Origin of the sequence: Pseudomonas palleroniana, from assembly GCF_003031675.1 — a bacterium.
GTDB lineage: Bacteria > Pseudomonadota > Gammaproteobacteria > Pseudomonadales > Pseudomonadaceae > Aquipseudomonas > Aquipseudomonas palleroniana.
Genome location: NZ_PYWX01000053.1, coordinates 244,455 through 260,334, shown reverse-complemented (window position 1 = coordinate 260,334; position 15,880 = coordinate 244,455). Strand labels below are relative to the sequence as shown.

12 protein-coding genes, 1 other RNA gene and 1 pseudogene are annotated in these 15,880 nt (G+C 58.8%); 8 read left to right on the top strand and 6 right to left on the bottom strand.

All coding sequences use genetic code 11. The features are described from left to right. Window positions 1-78: 78 nt before the first annotated feature. Both dnaK and grpE read right to left on the bottom strand, forming a co-directional pair. Window positions 79-1,995: a molecular chaperone DnaK gene (gene dnaK, locus C9383_RS19240; protein WP_090365774.1), complete on the bottom strand. Its 1,917-nt coding sequence runs from the start codon at window positions 1,993-1,995 to the stop codon at window positions 79-81. Window positions 1,996-2,097: 102 nt separating this feature from the next. Beyond that, entirely contained in the window at window positions 2,098-2,658 is a 561-nt protein-coding gene (grpE, locus tag C9383_RS19235; RefSeq protein ID WP_060752274.1) for a nucleotide exchange factor GrpE, read from the bottom strand. A 254-nt stretch (window positions 2,659-2,912) separates the two neighbouring features. Here grpE and recN point away from each other — a divergent pair, with 254 nt between their 5' ends. Further along, on the top strand, window positions 2,913-4,586 hold the full coding sequence (gene recN / locus C9383_RS19230) for a DNA repair protein RecN (protein ID WP_060752275.1): 1,674 nt from the start codon (window positions 2,913-2,915) through the stop codon (window positions 4,584-4,586). An 88-nt stretch (window positions 4,587-4,674) separates the two neighbouring features. On the opposite strand, the gene fur is transcribed toward recN, so the two are convergent. After that, window positions 4,675-5,079 carry a ferric iron uptake transcriptional regulator gene (fur, locus tag C9383_RS19225; RefSeq protein WP_090365772.1) on the bottom strand — a complete coding sequence of 135 codons (405 nt, stop codon included), beginning with the start codon at window positions 5,077-5,079 and terminating at the stop codon, window positions 4,675-4,677. 99 nt (window positions 5,080-5,178) lie between these two features. Here fur and C9383_RS19220 point away from each other — a divergent pair, with 99 nt between their 5' ends. Then, on the top strand, window positions 5,179-5,706 hold the full coding sequence (locus tag C9383_RS19220) for an outer membrane protein assembly factor BamE (RefSeq protein WP_060752277.1): 528 nt from the start codon (window positions 5,179-5,181) through the stop codon (window positions 5,704-5,706). 64 nt (window positions 5,707-5,770) lie between these two features. Here C9383_RS19220 and C9383_RS19215 read toward each other — a convergent pair whose 3' ends face one another. Both C9383_RS19215 and C9383_RS19210 read right to left on the bottom strand, forming a co-directional pair. Beyond that, window positions 5,771-6,073, bottom strand: coding sequence for an RnfH family protein (locus C9383_RS19215; protein WP_090365771.1), 303 nt, complete (start codon window positions 6,071-6,073; stop codon window positions 5,771-5,773). After that, on the bottom strand, window positions 6,066-6,500 hold the full coding sequence (locus C9383_RS19210) for a type II toxin-antitoxin system RatA family toxin (RefSeq protein WP_060752279.1): 435 nt from the start codon (window positions 6,498-6,500) through the stop codon (window positions 6,066-6,068). Before C9383_RS19210 ends, C9383_RS19215 begins: the two co-directional genes overlap by 8 nt. A 167-nt stretch (window positions 6,501-6,667) precedes the next feature. Between C9383_RS19210 and smpB the strand changes: the two genes are divergently transcribed. After that, complete coding sequence (gene smpB, locus C9383_RS19205) at window positions 6,668-7,150, top strand: SsrA-binding protein SmpB (RefSeq protein ID WP_060752280.1); 483 nt, start codon at window positions 6,668-6,670, stop codon at window positions 7,148-7,150. 37 nt (window positions 7,151-7,187) lie between these two features. On the opposite strand, the gene C9383_RS19200 is transcribed toward smpB, so the two are convergent. Further along, window positions 7,188-7,955 (bottom strand): GntR family transcriptional regulator, encoded by a 768-nt coding sequence (locus tag C9383_RS19200; protein ID WP_060752281.1) that lies wholly within the window; start codon window positions 7,953-7,955, stop codon window positions 7,188-7,190. Window positions 7,956-8,218: 263 nt separating this feature from the next. Here C9383_RS19200 and C9383_RS19195 point away from each other — a divergent pair, with 263 nt between their 5' ends. The 5 genes and pseudogenes from C9383_RS19195 (at window position 8,219) to C9383_RS19175 (ending at window position 15,146) form a co-directional block, all read left to right on the top strand. Then, the gene (locus tag C9383_RS19195) at window positions 8,219-9,913 is read left to right on the top strand and encodes a lactate permease LctP family transporter (protein ID WP_090365769.1); all 1,695 of its coding nucleotides are present in this window, start codon (window positions 8,219-8,221) and stop codon (window positions 9,911-9,913) included. A 70-nt stretch (window positions 9,914-9,983) separates the two neighbouring features. Continuing rightward, on the top strand, window positions 9,984-12,794 hold the full coding sequence (locus C9383_RS19190) for an FAD-binding and (Fe-S)-binding domain-containing protein (protein ID WP_090365768.1): 2,811 nt from the start codon (window positions 9,984-9,986) through the stop codon (window positions 12,792-12,794). A gap of 136 nt (window positions 12,795-12,930) precedes the next feature. Beyond that, window positions 12,931-13,212 (top strand): hypothetical protein, encoded by a 282-nt coding sequence (locus C9383_RS19185; protein ID WP_060752284.1) that lies wholly within the window; start codon window positions 12,931-12,933, stop codon window positions 13,210-13,212. Window positions 13,213-13,314: 102 nt separating this feature from the next. Next, window positions 13,315-13,704, top strand: a transfer-messenger RNA (tmRNA) gene (gene ssrA, locus C9383_RS19180). 186 nt (window positions 13,705-13,890) lie between these two features. Next, window positions 13,891-15,146: pseudogene (locus C9383_RS19175) on the top strand (integrase domain-containing protein). The last annotated feature ends 734 nt before the right edge of the window (window positions 15,147-15,880 follow it).

Sequence of the window (15,880 nt, the reverse complement as noted above, 5' to 3'; positions counted from 1 at the left end):
ACGCCAACGCGGGAGCAAGCTCCCGCGCGGCGACATCCTACCAGTCACCGCTTGATAGCGGTCAACCGGACGACTAACTTACTTGTTGTCTTTGACTTCTTCGAACTCAGCATCGACAACGTCGTCGTGCTTGGCTTCAGGCTCAGCGTGTTGCGCGCCGCCTTCAGGCTGGGCCTGTTGTTCGGCGTACATTTTCTGAGCGACCGGCGCGGAGACTTTCGACAGCTCTTCGATCTTGGCTTCGATGGCAGCCTTGTCGTCGCCTTTGACAGCGGCTTCCAGGGCAACCACGGCAGCTTCGATTGCAGTTTTCTCTTCAGCAGTCACTTTATCGCCAGCATCAGCGACCATTTTGCGGGTCGAGTGAACCAGCGCATCGCCTTGGTTACGGGCGCCGGCCAATTCTGCAAACTTGTTATCCGCCTCTTGGTTGGCTTCAGCATCACGAATCATCTGTTGAATTTCTTCATCAGACAGGCCTGAGTTGGCCTTGATGGTGATCTTCTGCTCTTTGCCGGTCGCCTTGTCTTTCGCACCGACGTGCAGGATACCGTTGGCGTCGATGTCGAAGGTCACTTCGATTTGCGGCACGCCACGTGGTGCTGGCGGAATCTCGGACAGGTCGAACTTGCCCAGGGATTTGTTCTGCGCAGCCTGCTTACGCTCACCTTGCAGCACGTGAATAGTCACGGCGCCCTGGTTGTCGTCGGCAGTCGAGAACACTTGCGATTTCTTGGTAGGAATCGTGGTGTTTTTCTCGATCAGCGCAGTCATCACGCCGCCCATGGTTTCGATACCCAGGGTCAGCGGGCTGACGTCCAGCAGCAGTACGTCTTTCACGTCACCAGCCAGTACCGCGCCCTGAATAGCAGCACCCATGGCAACCGCTTCGTCCGGGTTCACGTCTTTACGTGCTTCCTTGCCGAAGAACTCGGTGACTTTCTGCTGTACCAGTGGCATACGGGTCTGACCGCCCACCAGGATCACGTCGTTGATGGAGCCAACGTCGATACCTGCGTCTTTCAGGGCGATGCGGCAAGGTTCGATGGTGCGCTGAACCAGGTCTTCAACCAGCGCTTCCAACTTGGCGCGCGAGATCTTCACGTTCAAGTGCTTCGGACCGGTGGCGTCTGCAGTGATGTACGGCAGGTTCACGTCGGTCGACATGCTCGAGGACAGCTCGATCTTGGCTTTCTCAGCGGCTTCTTTCAGGCGCTGCATGGCCAGCGGGTCACCCTTGAGGTTCATGCCGCTTTCTTTCTTGAATTCGTCAACGAGGTAGTCGATCAGACGAATGTCAAAGTCTTCACCGCCCAGGAACGTGTCACCGTTGGTGGCCAACACTTCGAACTGGTGCTCGCCGTCGACCTCCGCGATTTCGATCACGGAAACGTCGAAGGTACCGCCACCCAGGTCATAAACGATCACAGTGTGGTCGCCTTTGGCCTTGTCCATACCGTAGGCCAGAGCCGCCGCGGTAGGTTCGTTGATGATACGTTTTACGTCCAGGCCCGCGATGCGGCCGGCGTCTTTGGTCGCCTGGCGCTGGCTGTCGTTGAAGTAGGCCGGAACGGTGATCACCGCCTCAGTCACGGTTTCACCCAGGTAATCTTCGGCAGTCTTCTTCATCTTTTTCAAGACTTCAGCCGAGATTTGCGGTGCAGACATCTTGTTGCCGTTTACTTCAACCCAGGCGTCACCGTTGTCAGCCTTGGCGATTTTGTAAGGCACCATCTTGATGTCTTTCTGTACGACTTCTTCGTCGAACTTACGACCGATCAGACGTTTTACCGCATACAGCGTGTTATGCGGGTTAGTCACGGCCTGACGCTTGGCCGACTGGCCGACGAGGATTTCACCGTCGTTGGCGTATGCAATGATCGACGGCGTGGTACGCGCGCCTTCGGCGTTTTCAATGACTTTTGCAACGCCGTTTTCCAGCACGGAGACGCAGGAGTTGGTAGTCCCCAGGTCGATACCGATAATTTTGCCCATGATTTACTCTCCCGAAACTTGAATTTTGATGCCGCAGCAGTGGTGGCTAACCGCGGTAGCACTTAAACGCTTGACTTATAGATGGGGCCGTTACGACTGATTTCAAGCCTGCTCATCAATAGAAGGTGAAACGGGTGCAGGAGCCTTGCTCACCACCACCATTGCCGGGCGCAGCAAGCGACCGTTAAGCAGGTAACCCTTCTGGAACACTTTCAACACACTGTTAGGCTCAAGGTCATGGCTCTCTTGCATGGCCATGGCTTGGTGATGCTCGGCGTTGAACGGCTCGCCGCCTTGTGGATCGATCGCTTCCAACTGATAACGCTTCAGGGTGTCCTGGAACATTTTCAGGGTCAGCTCGATCCCTTCACGCATCGCACGGATGTTTTCGTCGTCCGGGTTGGACAGCTCAAGGCCACGCTCCAGGCTGTCGATAATCGGCAGCAAATCGCCGGCAAATTTTTCCAGCGCGAACTTGTGAGCCTTTTCTACATCCTGCTCGGCACGGCGGCGGACGTTCTGCAGATCGGCGGCAACACGCAAAGACTGATCCTGCGCAGCGGCCAATTGCTCTTCAAGCACTTGTACACGAGTTGCCAGCTCATCGCCGACAGCCGAATTGGCGTCTGGAGTTTGCGTATCCTGCGTCTGTTCGTCAGCCATAGATTTCTCCTTTCAAAATCATGCGCGAACTCGACTCGCGCTTCTGTTCCGGTATATGGGGTCACAATTTCCAGGTTCAAGGGCGCAGGCGTTACCAAAAGTCTTTCACAGGCCCGGGAGCATTTCCGTCGCATTCATTCCGTATTGCACTAAAAAAAAACAATACTCAAGCAAATCGAGCTAAGCGCCAGGATTGTCAGGCCCGAACAAAACACTGTATAAATAACCAGACTTAAAGCCTGGGAGCGGCCGTCATGCTGGTGCACCTGTCCGTACATAACTACGCCATTGTTGAACACCTTGATCTCGAGCTGGATCGCGGGATGAGCGTAATCACAGGCGAAACCGGCGCCGGCAAGTCGATCATGCTCGACGCGCTGGGCCTGACCCTGGGTGACCGTGCCGACAGTGGCGTGGTCCGCCCCGGCGCGGACAAGGCCGATATCCTGGCCACCTTTGATCTGGCGGACATCCCTGAAGCGGAAGCCTGGCTGGCCGAACGCGACCTCAATAACGAAGGTCCGTGCATCCTGCGCCGGGTCATCACCGCCGAAGGGCGTTCACGCGGCTACATCAACGGCACGCCCTGCCCTCTTGGCGACCTGAAAGCGCTGGGCGAGCTGCTGATCGACATCCACAGCCAGCACGAACATCAGTCTCTGCTGAAAACCGATACCCACCGCCGCCTGCTGGACGAATACGCAGGGGCCACCGACCTGGCCCGCCAAGTGCAGCTTGCCGCCCAACGCTGGCGCCAGACCCGCCAGGAGCTGGAGCGCCTGTCCAACTCCGGCGACGAACAACGCGCTCGCCACCAGTTACTCAGCTATCAACTTGAAGAACTGGAAAGCCTGGGCCTGGGCGAGACGGAGCTGGAGCAGCTGGAACAGGAACACAAGAACCTCACCAACGCAGAAACCCTGCTGGGCATTTGTCGCCAGGTAGTGGAGCAGTGCAGCGAGAGCGATTCGGGCAATGTGCTCAATGCACTCACGGCCAGCCTCAATCGGCTGTCCAGCGTAAACAGCGCATCCGGCTCATTGAGCGAAGCCACCACCCTGCTGACCAGCGCACAGATCCAGGTTGAGGAGGCAGTGGGCGAACTGAATCGCTTCCTGGACCACTTTGATGCCGACCCTGCTCGCCTCCAGGAAATAGAAGAACGCCTGGACACCATCTACACCCTGGCGCGCAAACACCGGATCCAACCCACCGAAGTGGCGACGATGCAGCAGAAATTGCTGGATGAAATCGAAACCCTCAACGCAAATGACGAATCCATCGAACGCCTGGGTGAAGAGCTCGCTTCGTTTGCCCGTCATTACCAGGAGAAAGCACGAGAACTCAGTGACCTGCGCCGTCAAGCGGCCACTGGCCTGGCCGCTGCGGTGGAACAGGAAATCCAGCGCCTGGGCATGCCGGGCGGTCGCTTTACCATCGAGTTGCGCACCAACGCCACTAATGAACTGCAACCCCACGGCCTGGAGCAGGTAGAGCTGCTGGTCAGCGCCAACCCAGGGCAGCCGCTCAAGGCACTGGCCAAAGTGGCGTCCGGCGGCGAGCTGTCGCGCATCAGCCTGGCCATACAGGTGATAACGGCCCAGACCTCACGCGTCCCCACCCTGGTGTTCGACGAAGTGGACGTTGGGATCGGCGGGCCGACTGCGGAGATTGTTGGCCAGCTGTTGCGACGTTTGGGAGATCGCGGCCAGGTGCTGACAGTGACTCACTTGCCGCAGGTAGCTGCCCAAGGGCATCAGCACCTGTTTGTACATAAAGTACGGGGCAGTGATGCAACGCATACCGCAGTGTCCAAGCTGAACAAATCGGAACGCGTGGAGGAAGTGGCACGCATGTTGGGCGGTATAGACTTGACCAAAGAGTCCTTGGCTCACGCCAAGAAAATGGTGGTAGCGGCCAAGGCTTAGCCAAGCCTCTCTTTATATAGAGGTAGAAAACACGAAGGCGACCCTGAGGTCGCCTTCGATCGTTGCGCGGAGTGAATCTGCGTCATTTTTACTTTTTCTTACGGATGTACAGAACCAGATTGTGGTCGACCAATTCGAATCCATGGTCCTCGGCAATCTTATGCTGCAGAGCTTCGATCTCGGGGCTGGTGAACTCGATAACCTCATTGGTATCCAGGTCAACCATGTGGTCATGGTGACCACCGTCAGCCAATTCAAACACCGCATGACCGCCGTCGAAATTATGGCGAACCACCAGCCCTGCGGCTTCAAACTGGGTCAGCACACGATAAACCGTGGCCAGGCCAACGTCCTCGTTAGACTCCATCAGCGCCTTGTAGACATCCTCGGCACTCATGTGGCGCTGCTCAGCAGAATCGAGCATTTGTAGAATTTTGACTCGTGGCAGAGTCACTTTGAGACCGACTTTGCGTAGTTCGCTATTTTCAACCATGGTTAGCTTTCTCGCGGATGCTGCTTCGCAGCTTCTCTTAATACGGGTATGATCGGCGTTTAACGTTGTCCCAGCCAAGATAGTGGAAGTCGCCCACCGATGCAAAACACCAAGCTCTTGCTAACCAGTTTCACCTTTGTGGGACTGCTCGCACTCGCCGGTTGTTCATTCCCCGGGGTTTACAAAATCGACATCCAACAGGGCAATGTCGTCACGCAGGACATGATAGACCAGTTACGCCCGGGAATGACCCGACGGCAAGTACGGTTTATCATGGGCAACCCCCTGTTGACCGACACTTTCCATGCCGATCGCTGGGATTATCTCTACAGCATCCAGCCTGGTGGCGGTGAACGCCAGCAGGAGCGCGTCAGCGTTATTTTTAATGGCAACGACCAGCTTGTCAGCCTGTCAGGTGACTTCAAGCCCGGTGTAAGCCGCGATGACGCCCTGCTCGGCAAGGATAACGGCACGAACGTAAGCGCGCCTGCACAAGACGCCGAGAAGCCGAAGTCCGAAGAGCCTGCCAAGCCCGGCTCCTTGCTGGACCAGATCCAGAAGGACGTCGACGGCGTGAAGACCGTCCCGGTCCCGACACCAGAACCTCTGGACGCCAGCCCGCAGTAACTGCGCGGCAAGCAACAAAAAAGCCCGGCATGCCGGGCTTTTTGTTGCGTGTCATCTGGCGAACTTATGCGCCTTGCTGCCTGGCCATCGCAGCCTTGGCCGCACGCAGCCTACGCACCTCTTTAGGGTCTGCCAGCAACGGCCGGTAGATCTCGATACGATCCCCCGCGCTGACGGTACGCTCATCCGGCTTTTCGACCGCCTTGCCGAAAATACCCAAGGGATACTCAGCCAACTCCACCCCGGGAAATTGCGCCGCAATCCCCGACGCCTGCACCGCACCCCTTAAGCTCGTGCCCACCGGTACCGTTACCGCCAACAACACCTGGCGGTCCTCGGCGGCATACACCACTTCAATCTCAACCATGCAGTTGTTTGGCTCGCTGGCAAAATGCGTCCACCAGCGTATTGGCGGCCTGATTGAACAGAGGGCCCAATGTCGCCCGCACAACCGGGCCCGCGTAATCGAAGGACAGGTCCAGGCTGATCTTGCAGGCTTTATCGGTCAGCGCCTTGAAGACCCACACCCCATGCAATTGAGTGAAGGGGCCTTCCTGCAGGTTCATTTCGATGGACTGCCCAGGCACCAGTACATTACGCGTAACAAAGTGCTGGCTGAGACCACCCTTGGCCACCCCGACACTGGCAACCATATGCTCATCAGTGCTTTCCAGCACTTGCGCAGTAGAACACCACGGCAGGAACTCCGGGTAACGCGCCACGTCGTTGACCAGGTCATAGAGCGCCTGCGCCGGATAGGGCAGCAGGGCCGAACGTTGAATATGCGTCGTCATGTGAGCGTGATTTCCACTGCTGAGGCAAACATCGCGAAAAGAACAGCCGGATCCGCGAGCGAAAAAGATCAAAGAACTGTCTGCATTGTCCGGGATTCGTCGAACACGCTCAAGCACGCAGGTTGACCGTAGCCGACACGCTCGCAACTCCCTATAATGCCGCCCCTATGGCTAAACAAAAGAAACACCCCACAGGGACCATCGCGCAAAATAAAAAAGCGCGACACGATTACTTCATCGAACATCGGTTCGAGGCTGGTCTGGTCCTGGCCGGCTGGGAAGTAAAAAGTCTGCGCGCCAGCAAGCTGCAACTGGTCGACAGCTACGTATTGCTCAAGGATGGCGAGGCATGGCTGCTTGGCAGTCATATCACCCCGCTGACCACCGCGAGCACCCACGTGATTGCCGACCCGGTACGCACGCGCAAACTGCTGCTCAATGCCCGCGAGATCGATAAACTCGCGGCAGCCGTACAGCAGAAAGGCTATGCCTGCGTCTGCTTGTCCTGGTACTGGAGCAAGCACCTGGTCAAGTGCGAGATCGCGCTGGGCAAGGGCAAGAAGGAATACGACAAGCGCGATACCGAGCGCGAACGCGACTCCAACCGTGAGTTGCATCGCGCCGTGCGCAACAAGGGCAAGGAAGAGTAGCCCTTGCGAGGCTGTAGCCTGGGGGGGCTCACCCCGGCTACATGCCTTTACGCCGCTCCGCCCGCGCCACGCGCTGAACCTCCTGACGTACTTCCTCCAACACTTCCTGCACATACAGCAGGTGACGTGTTGAGACTTCCCGTGCCTGCTCGGCCCGCCCCTCGATAATTGCCAGATACAAGTCCCGGTGTTGGCTGATCAGCATGTCTCGCGTCTCGGTACGTTGCTGGTACATGCCACCGATATTGGTCACCACGTTGCGCTTGAGCAGATCGAAAAGCCCCCGAATGGTGTGCAACAACACCGCGTTATGGCTAGCCTCGGCAATCGCCAAATGAAACCGCGCATCGGCCGCCCCCTCTTCCAGGCGGCTCACCTCGTCGGCCCGCGTGTAGCAATCCTGCAACGCGTCAAACGCTGCGGTCAGCCGCTCACGGTCGACCTCGGTGGCGCGCAGCGCCGCGTAATAGGCGCAGGACGCCTCAAGCGTCTGGCGAAACTCCAAGAGGTCACGCTGCGCCTCGGGGTTGTTTTCCAACAGATGCAGCAACGGATCACTGAAGGTCGACCCCAGCGACTCCGCCACATAGTTACCCCCGCCCTGGCGACTGACCAATAACCCCTTGGCCGCCAGCTTCTGGATCGCCTCGCGCAACGACGGACGCGACACGCCAAACCGCTCCGCCAGAGCACGCTCTGCCGGCAAGCGTTCGCCTGACTTCAACGTGCCCTCGAGGATCATGCCCTCAAGCTGCTCGACAATATCGTCAGACAAACGGCGCTGCCGCACCTGATCAAACCCCATAACTCACTCCCCACAACCCCGACCACTCGCCGAGGCCTCTATTCTCGCCTATCGCCGCGCTCGCAGCACCTATCAGAACTCCCTCGATTGACCCAACCAGAACCCCCTCGCCGACGACGCTACGACCAAAGTTTGCCAAGCGGCAAATTGACACACCCACACCAAGGCTTTTACTCTAGCCGACAGCGCTTGTAAATTGGTATTACCAATTATCCAAGATGACTGAATCGCGCCTGACCAACAACAATTAGGGGCCACCCCATATGCAAACCTGGCAACAGCTCTACAGCCCTCTCGGAAGCCTCGGCCTGTCCGCATTGGCCGCCGTTATCCCGATCGTATTCTTCTTCCTGGCCCTGGCCGTGTTTCGCCTCAAAGGCCACGTCGCCGGGAGCATCACCCTGGCGCTGTCGATCCTGGTGGCAATCTTCGCCTTCCAGATGCCGGTAGACATGGCGCTCGCCGCCGCAGGCTACGGTTTCGCCTATGGGCTGTGGCCGATCGCGTGGATCATCGTCGCCGCGGTCTTCCTCTACAAACTGACGGTCAAAAGCGGCCAGTTCGAGATCATCCGCAGCTCGGTGCTGTCGATTACCGACGATCAACGCCTGCAGGTATTGCTGATTGGTTTCTGCTTCGGCGCCTTCCTGGAAGGCGCCGCCGGTTTCGGTGCGCCGGTGGCGATCACCGCCGCCCTGCTGGTGGGCCTGGGCTTCAACCCGCTGTACGCTGCCGGCCTGTGCCTGATTGCTAACACCGCACCGGTCGCCTTCGGCGCGCTGGGCATTCCGATCATTGTCGCCGGCCAAGTGACCGGTATCGATGCGTTCAAGATCGGCGCCATGACGGGCCGCCAACTGCCACTGCTGTCGCTGTTCGTGCCGTTCTGGCTGGTGTTCATGATGGACGGCCTGCGCGGCGTTCGCGAAACCTGGCCGGCAGCGTTGGTGGCGGGCGCAAGCTTTGCGGTCACGCAGTACTTCACCTCCAACTTCATCGGCCCTGAACTGCCGGACATCACCTCAGCCCTGGCCAGCCTGATCGCGCTGACCCTGTTCCTGAAAGTCTGGCAGCCCAAGCGCACTGCCGGCGCACAGATTGCCGGTGTCACGCCTAGCGCGACGATCACCGCCAGCGCCGGGGGTTTCGGCCAGCCGCGTAGCACAGTGGCCTCGCCTTATAGCCTGGGGCAGATTTTCAAAGCCTGGTCGCCGTTCCTGGTCCTGACCGTATTGGTCACTATCTGGACCCTCAAGCCCTTCAAGGCAATGTTCGCCGCAGGCGGCTCGATGTACAGCTGGGTCTTCAACTTCGCCATACCCCACCTGGATCAAATGGTGATCAAGGTCGCGCCGATCGTCACCAACCCGACTGCCATTCCCGCAGTCTTCAAACTGGACCCGATTTCGGCTACCGGCACCGCGATTTTCTTCTCCGCACTGATCTCGATGCTGGTGTTGAAAATTGACATCAAAACTGGTCTGACCACTTTAAAAGAAACCTTTTACGAACTGCGCTGGCCGATCCTGTCCATCGGCATGGTGCTGGCGTTCGCCTTCGTCACTAACTACTCCGGCATGTCGTCGACCATGGCCCTGGTATTGGCGGCCACCGGCGCCGCTTTCCCGTTTTTCTCGCCGTTCCTCGGCTGGCTGGGGGTTTTCCTGACAGGCTCCGACACCTCGTCCAACGCCCTGTTCAGCTCGCTGCAAGCCACCACCGCGCACCAGATCGGCGTCAACGACACCCTGCTGGTGGCCGCCAATACCAGCGGCGGCGTGACCGGCAAGATGATTTCGCCGCAATCGATCGCCGTGGCCTGCGCGGCAACGGGCCTGGTGGGCAAGGAATCCGACCTGTTCCGCTTCACCCTCAAGCACAGCCTGTTTTTCGCCACGATCGTGGGGCTGATCACCCTGGCACAGGCCTACTGGTTCACCGGTATGCTGGTGCACTAAAGACCTGCACGTAATAGGGTAAGCATCGACGCCGGACCAAGGTGCGGCGTCAACTATTCCTGGAGGACCGATGAGCCTGCCTGCTGCTTTTCTGCGTGACGTCGCACAGTTGATTTCGAAAGATCGACGCTTCGACGACCCGCTTTCCACCCTGGCCTTCGGCACCGACGCCAGCTTTTACCGACTGATCCCACAGCTGGTGGTCCGTGTAGAGTCGGAAGACGAAGTGGTGGCGCTGCTGCAACTGGCCCAACGCGATCACGTTCCCGTGACCTTTCGTGCGGCAGGCACCAGCTTGTCCGGCCAAGCCATCTCTGACTCGGTGCTGATCGTGCTGGGCGACAACTGGAACGGCCGCGAGATTCGTGGGCAAGGCACGCAGATCCGCTTGCAACCCGGGGTGATTGGCGCTCAGGCCAACGCCTGGCTCGCGCCGTTCGGGCGCAAGATCGGCCCTGACCCGGCGTCGATCAACGCCTGTAAAATCGGCGGTATCGTCGCCAACAACGCCAGCGGCATGTGCTGCGGCACGGCACAAAACACCTATCACACCTTGGCGGGCATCCGCCTGGTACTGGCTGACGGCAGCCGCCTGGACACCGAAGATCCAGCCAGCGTCGCAGCCTTTGAGCAACAACATGGCGCACTGCTCGAGCGCTTGGCGACATTGGGCCGCGAGACGCGAGCCAACGCCGAATTGGCAGCCAAGATCCGCCACAAATACCGTCTGAAAAACACCACCGGCTTGTCACTCAATGCCTTGGTCGACTTTGACGAGCCCCTGGATATCCTCAGCCACCTGCTGGTGGGCTCCGAGGGCACGCTGGGCTTTATCAGCGCAGTCACGTACGACACGGTGATTGATCACCCGAATAAGGCGTCGGCGCTGATTGTCTTCCCGGACGTCGAAACCTGCTGCAACGCAGTGACGGTGCTGAAAACCCAACCGGTCTCGGCGGTCGAATTGCTCGACCGGCGCAGCCTGCGCTCGGTACAGAACAAACCGGGTATGCCGGCTTTCGTACAACACCTATCGGAAAGCGCCTGCGCGTTGCTGATCGAATCCCGTGCGGCATCGCCATCGCTGCTGCAGGAACAGATCAGACTGATCATGGCCTCCCTGGCACCTTTCCCTGTGGAAAAACAGGTCGACTTCACCGAAGACCCGGTGGAGAACGCCCGCTTATGGGCCATCCGCAAAGACACCTTCCCCGCCGTCGGCGCCGTGCGCAAAACCGGCACCACGGTGATCATCGAAGACGTGACCTTCCCGGTCGAACAACTGGCCATCGGTGTCAATCGCTTGATCGAACTGTTCGACAAGCATCACTACGACGAAGCGATTCTTTTCGGACACGCCCTGGAAGGCAATCTGCACTTCGTGTTCACCCAAGGTTTCAACAGCAGCGAAGAAGTCGCACGCTACCAAGCATTCATGGACGACGTCGCGCAACTGGTGGCCGTGGAATTCGGTGGCTCGCTGAAAGCCGAACACGGCACCGGCCGTAATATGGCGCCCTTCGTCGAACTGGAATGGGGCAGCGACGCCTATCAATTGATGTGGCAGCTTAAACGCCTGCTCGACCCCAACGGCATTCTCAATCCGGACGTGGTGCTCAGCGAAGATCCGCAAATCCACCTCAAACACCTCAAGCCCTTGCCCGCCGCCGATGAGCTGGTGGATAAGTGCATCGAGTGCGGTTTCTGCGAGCCGGTGTGCCCGTCGAAGGGGCTGACCCTGAGCCCGCGCCAGCGCATCGTGATCTGGCGCGACATCCAGGCCAGACGGCGCGCCGGCGTCGACACCACCGAGCTGGAAGCGGCGTACCACTACCAGGGTATCGACACCTGCGCCGCCACCGGGCTATGCGCCCAACGCTGCCCTGTAGGCATCAATACCGGTGACCTGGTGAAAAAGCTGCGTGCTCGCGACGCCAACCGTACGAAAACAGCCGAATGGCTGGCCAGCCATTTCGCCACCACCCTGCAAGGTGCACGCTTCACCCTGCACGTTGCCAATGGTGCGCGCATGCTGCTGGGCGCACCGCGCCTTGCAAAACTCTCGGCGAACCTCACCCGGTTGTCCCAAGGCCAGATCCCGCAGTGGACCAACGCCATGCCGCAGCCGGAGAAAGCCATTCGCTTCAGCCCACCTGTGACCGACGAACGCCCTCGCGTGGTTTACCTGACGGCTTGCGTCTCGCGTGCCATGGGCCCCGCAGCCGGTGATAAAGAGCAGATGTCGCTGTACGACAAGACTCGTGGCCTGCTGGAAAAGGCCGGCTACCAAGTCGTATTTCCCGAGCACCTGGATAACCTGTGCTGCGGGCAGCCTTTCGCATCCAAGGGCTACGCCGAACAGGCCGAACACAAGCGCCAGGAAATGCTCGGCGCCCTGCTCCACGCCAGTCGCGGCGGCCTCGACCCGATCTACTGCGACACCAGCCCCTGTACCCTGCGGCTGATGCAGGACCTCGGCGAAACGCGCCTGGACCTCTACGACCCGGTGCGCTTCATTCGCACCCATCTGATGGACCGCCTCGACTTCACCCCCCAGGAAGCGCCCATCGCCGTACACGTCACCTGCAGCACCCAGCACCTGGGCGAAAGCCAGGCGTTGATCGATCTGGCGCGACGCTGCGCCAAGACCGTGGTGATCCCGGAAGGCATCCACTGCTGCGGCTTTGCCGGCGACAAGGGCTTCACCACGCCGGAGCTCAACGCCCACTCACTGCGGACCCTCAAGGACGTGGTGCAATACTGCAGCGAAGGGATTTCCACCAGCCGCACCTGCGAAATCGGCCTGAGCCAGCACAGCGGCATCGATTACCACGGGTTGGTGTACCTGGTGGACCGCGTCACCCAGGCCCGCGCAGATTAAACCTGCAAAAAAACAGAACCCCGGCGCGCCGGCGTAGTCATCTGCATAGGTCTTCGCGATGAAGGCCCTCAACGACTTCGCTGGCTGCCCCAACCCGGGAGCAGCATCGAGCCTTACGTGTACAAGGAGAATACCGATGAAGCGCACTGCTCTTGCTGGCTTGTTCATCACTGCAGCGATGCTGGCCTCCCCTGTTTTCGCGGCCGGTGAACCTGATTTGTGCAAAATCAACCTCGACAAAATCAACAACGGCAAAGCCCTGCTGGCCACCGACACCTCCGGCAAAAGCGGCGAAATCGACACCGCCGTCTCCCAAGCCAAGGCAGCCCACGCCGCCGGGGATGACAAGAAGTGCATCGAGATCACCTCCAAAGCCCTGCAAGACCTGCAGAACAGCGACAAAGGTGGCAACCAATAGCGCGCCGACGCTCACGGCCAACCTTCGGGTTGGCCTTCTGTGACCGTTTGGCGTACACTGCACAAGCTTGTCACTCACTATGAAACAACGAGTTACAAGCACGGGGCCGTTTAGGATTCGACGCCGGTCGCGAAACTTTAGGTGCATGCCGAGTTGGTAACAGAACTCGTAAATCCACTGTTGCAACTTCTTATAGTTGCCAATGACGACCAATACGGTGCTGCTCTCGCTGCTTAATTGCAGCTGACATGCACTCCTGATGCCTTCGGGCTCAGCAATCATCAGGGGATGTCTGTAAACCCAAAATGATTGTCATATAGAACAGAATCGCCGTGCAGTACGTTGTGGACGAAGCGGCTAAAACTTACACAACTCGCCCAAAGCACCCTGCCCGTCGGGTCGCTGAGGGTTAACTTAATAGACACGGCTACGCATGTAGTACCGACAGCGGAGTACTGGCGGACGGGGGTTCAAATCCCCCCGGCTCCACCACTTCAACATCTAAAGACGTCCATGGACGTCTTTTTTGTGCCTGCGATCCAGTAAATACGCGGCCTCCAGCGCTTTTTCGGTCTTTTGAGAGTTTTTGAATTCCAGCCGTTCGGGTATTCCAGACGGTATTCCAGCTCACCCGGTGCTAATTTTTGGAATACCGAATCAGTGCCTGAGGACAATCTCATGCCTGCTCAAAACCTCCGCCTCTCCGATCGACAGCTCAAGGGAGTCAAACCCGCGTCCAAGGATTACGTCCTTACTGACGGTGACGGTTTGCAGCTCCGGGTGCGCAGCAACGTCTCGTTGCTGTGGAATTTCAACTACCGCGAACCGGTGACCAAAAAGCACATCAACATCGGCTTCGGGACCTATCCCGAACGGTCACTGGCGAACGTACGAAAGATGGCAGTCGATGCGCGCGAGCTACTCGCACAGGGCATTGATCCGAAGGTGCAGCGCAACACGCTGAATGAAGCCAAGCGCGCAGAAACGGAACACACCTTCGAGAACGTGGCCACCGCCTGGTTCGAGCTCAAGAAAGACTCGGTCACCCGGCCTACGCCGAGGACATTTGGCGGTCGCTCACGCTGCATGTGTTCCCCGACTTGAAAACGACACCACTGGTGAAAATCACCGCGCCGATGGTGATTGGATTACTTCGCCCTATCGAAGCGAAAGGCAGCCTGGAGACGGTCAAGCGTCTTAGCCAGCGGCTAAACGAGATCATGACCTACGGCGTCAACTCCGGCTTGATCTTCGCCAACCCGCTCAGCGGTATCAGGGCAGTATTCAAGAAGCCCAAGAAAGAGAACATGGCCGCGCTTCCACCCGAAGAGCTCCCCGAGCTCATGCTGGAGATCGCGAACGCCAGCATCAAACGCACCACCCGCTGCCTGATCGAATGGCAGTTGCACACGATGACTCGCCCTGCCGAGGCGGCAACTACTCGCTGGGCAGACATCGACTTTGAAAGGCGTGTCTGGACTATCCCACCGGAGCGGATGAAGAAGCGCCGCCCTCACAGCATCCCGTTGAGTGATCACGCTGTCGCATTGTTGGAGTCACTGAAGACTCACAGCGGCCATCGCGAATACGTCTTCCCGGCGGACAGAAATCCGCGCACCCACGCCAATAGCCAGACGGCCAACATGGCGTTGAAACGCATGGGGTTCCAGGATCGGTTGGTCAGCCACGGCATGCGCTCGATGGCCAGTACCATCTTGAATGAACATGGGTGGGACCCGGAACTCATTGAGGTCGCACTGGCGCACGTCGACAAGGATGAGGTACGCAGCGCCTACAACCGAGCCGACTACATTGAGCGCCGGCGCCCGATGATGGCCTGGTGGAGTGAGTACATCCAGAAAGCCGCCACCGGTAGCCTGCTCGCCTCAGCATACGGCCAAGTCAGAGACAAGAACGTGGTGCCGATCCGCTAGCGCTGTACAGGCGCAATAACGGCAGCAACAGCAACTGAGCGCCCAAGGTTCAGGGCAAGCAGTCTCGTTTATCCGCTTGTAAGCGCGGGTCCTTCCAAACAGGGCTGCAAAGCCGCCCTGTTTGGAAGGACCTCACTTTGAAAAGCTAAAAGCCACGACGTTGTCCGGGGCTTACCACGGAATTCCATAGGTGGATAACCGCCCTTAAAGTCCAAAGAAGCGGTGGGTTTCGACCCTTGACCGGGTTTATCCACAGGCGTAGAACTGGCCGTGCAAGCGCTGTCGATGACAGCACCCCAGGTGGCCCGAACCTTTAAGGCTACGCCACATCGTGGTGGTTCTCCCAAAGTGCGATTAGCGTCCGGCGGCTCGCACGGTCACTCACCGAGTGATGGATGCCTACTTCAGCTCATTGCCATTGCGGCAAATACATCCCCCTCCCCAGCTGCCCTGCAGCAACCTATCCATTTGGCCATTCCACTGCGCCAACCTGCGCCCGTCTCTTTCTTCTGGAAAGAGACGGGCGCTCCAACCTCTGCTGCAGCCCAACTCGTACAAGGCTTTGCGGCACTCCCCCTCGTGACAATCGGCGTGACAAACACCGAAGTCACCAGCAACAGCGATGCAGATGATGGTGCCGCAGCCCACGGGATGGATTGCACCTGACTGACAGTCAGGCATGCCCCGGTCACCGCTTCACTGCCTTCACCCGACTCAGGATCTCGCGGCGCTGG

What these genes read in the sequence shown, in the direction of transcription:
- dnaK (WP_090365774.1), bottom strand. Translation starts at nt 1,995, where the DNA reads ATGGGCAAAATTATCGGTATCGACCTGGGGACTACCAACTCCTGCGTC.
- grpE (WP_060752274.1), bottom strand. Translation starts at nt 2,658, where the DNA reads ATGGCTGACGAACAGACGCAGGATACGCAAACTCCAGACGCCAATTCG.
- recN (WP_060752275.1), top strand. Translation starts at nt 2,913, where the DNA reads ATGCTGGTGCACCTGTCCGTACATAACTACGCCATTGTTGAACACCTT.
- fur (WP_090365772.1), bottom strand. Translation starts at nt 5,079, where the DNA reads ATGGTTGAAAATAGCGAACTACGCAAAGTCGGTCTCAAAGTGACTCTG.
- C9383_RS19220 (WP_060752277.1), top strand. Translation starts at nt 5,179, where the DNA reads ATGCAAAACACCAAGCTCTTGCTAACCAGTTTCACCTTTGTGGGACTG.
- C9383_RS19215 (WP_090365771.1), bottom strand. Translation starts at nt 6,073, where the DNA reads ATGGTTGAGATTGAAGTGGTGTATGCCGCCGAGGACCGCCAGGTGTTG.
- C9383_RS19210 (WP_060752279.1), bottom strand. Translation starts at nt 6,500, where the DNA reads ATGACGACGCATATTCAACGTTCGGCCCTGCTGCCCTATCCGGCGCAG.
- smpB (WP_060752280.1), top strand. Translation starts at nt 6,668, where the DNA reads ATGGCTAAACAAAAGAAACACCCCACAGGGACCATCGCGCAAAATAAA.
- C9383_RS19200 (WP_060752281.1), bottom strand. Translation starts at nt 7,955, where the DNA reads ATGGGGTTTGATCAGGTGCGGCAGCGCCGTTTGTCTGACGATATTGTC.
- C9383_RS19195 (WP_090365769.1), top strand. Translation starts at nt 8,219, where the DNA reads ATGCAAACCTGGCAACAGCTCTACAGCCCTCTCGGAAGCCTCGGCCTG.
- C9383_RS19190 (WP_090365768.1), top strand. Translation starts at nt 9,984, where the DNA reads ATGAGCCTGCCTGCTGCTTTTCTGCGTGACGTCGCACAGTTGATTTCG.
- C9383_RS19185 (WP_060752284.1), top strand. Translation starts at nt 12,931, where the DNA reads ATGAAGCGCACTGCTCTTGCTGGCTTGTTCATCACTGCAGCGATGCTG.